The organism is Deltaproteobacteria bacterium (assembly GCA_009930495.1).
Taxonomy (GTDB): domain Bacteria; phylum Desulfobacterota; class Desulfovibrionia; order Desulfovibrionales; family Desulfomicrobiaceae; genus Desulfomicrobium.
Window position 1 is genome coordinate 1 of record RZYB01000420.1, and the last position, 1,311, is coordinate 1,311.

General features: G+C 40.1%; 1 protein-coding gene. It reads right to left on the bottom strand.

The genetic code is table 11. The features are described 5' to 3' along the window. Window positions 1–49 precede the first annotated feature (49 nt). On the bottom strand, window positions 50–1,252 hold the full coding sequence (locus EOL86_15170) for an IS256 family transposase (GenBank protein ID NCD26910.1): 1,203 nt from the start codon (window positions 1,250–1,252) through the stop codon (window positions 50–52). Window positions 1,253–1,311 lie beyond the last annotated feature (59 nt).

Here is a 1,311-nt window from a genome sequence, read left to right on the forward strand (position 1 = left end):
GGTAGTGTTCAAGATTCTGTGTCAGCATCGGATAATTCCTAAAATTGTATCATAAGTTTAATGCATCATCAAGCCGTCCCTCAAAGTGAATGGCTAATTGAGAGATTGTTAAGCTCCAGTTTCTAATTGGCATACTCCATTTTTGCTGGGCATTTTGAATCCCCATATAAAGTAGTTTTAGCAGGCTATCATCATTGGGAAAAGCACCTTTGGTTTTCGTTAGAGTTCTAAACTGGCGGTGGACTGATTCGATGATATTAGTTGTGTAAATAACTCTACGTATATCTTCTGGATATTGGAAGTAGACAGATAGATTATCCCATTTATTTCTCCAAGATTGAAAGACGATAGGGTATTTTTTACCCCATTTTTCTTCCAACTTATCAAGCTCAAATTCTGCTTCTTCTTTGGTAAAAGCTTGATAGACGGCTTTGAGTTCTTTAGCAAATTGTTTTTGATAAGCAGAGCCCACATATTTGAGACTGTTGCGTATTTGGTGAACTACACAGAGTTGCACCTCTGTATCTGGAAAGACTGAGTTTATCGCTTCTGGAAAGCCTTTAAGCCCATCTACCGAAGCAATGAGGATATCTTTAACGCCACGGTTTTGCAAATCGGTAAGCACCTGTAGCCAGAATTTGGCGCCTTCACTTTCATTGAGGTAAAGTCCCAAGACTTCTTTCTTGCCATCCACTCGAACACCAAGTACTGTATAAAATGCTTTTGAGATGTAGCGACCATCCTCTTTTACTTTGTAGTGAATGGCATCTAAGAATATAAATGGATACACAGCTTCTAAGGGTCTTGTTTTCCACTCTTGAAGCATTGGTATTATCTTGTCGGTTACGGCGCTTATAGTAGCTTTAGAGAAGCCTACGCAGTAAAAATCCTCTATGTGTTTGGCTATCTGGGAATAGCTGTTGCCCAGTGCAAAAAGAGAAAGAATCTTCTCTTCGATTTCACTCGTCATGCTAGTCTGGTTTTTCTTTACGATTTCAGGTTCAAAGCTACCGTTACGGTCTCTTGGAACATCAAGTTCAAAGGCACCATGATCGCTTTTCATAGTCTTTGAACTATAGCCATTTTTTCGATTTCTATTGAGGTCTTGGGAGAGGTGCGAATCTATCTCAGCTGCTAGCGCGGCTTCGGTTAGCTGTTTGATGAGTGATCCTAAGGCTCCATTTGAGCCACCAATACTCTTGCCGGCTTTAATATCTTGAGCAAATTGCTCTACGTCTATTTCTATCTTCATATCTGTGTCCTTGGGTATTTGTTATTTTACCCGATTGACACAGAATTCTGAACGGTCCC

Bases quoted from the DNA above. Each gene is read 5' to 3' on its own strand.
- EOL86_15170 (NCD26910.1), bottom strand. From the start codon at position 1,252: ATGAAGATAGAAATAGACGTAGAGCAATTTGCTCAAGATATTAAAGCC.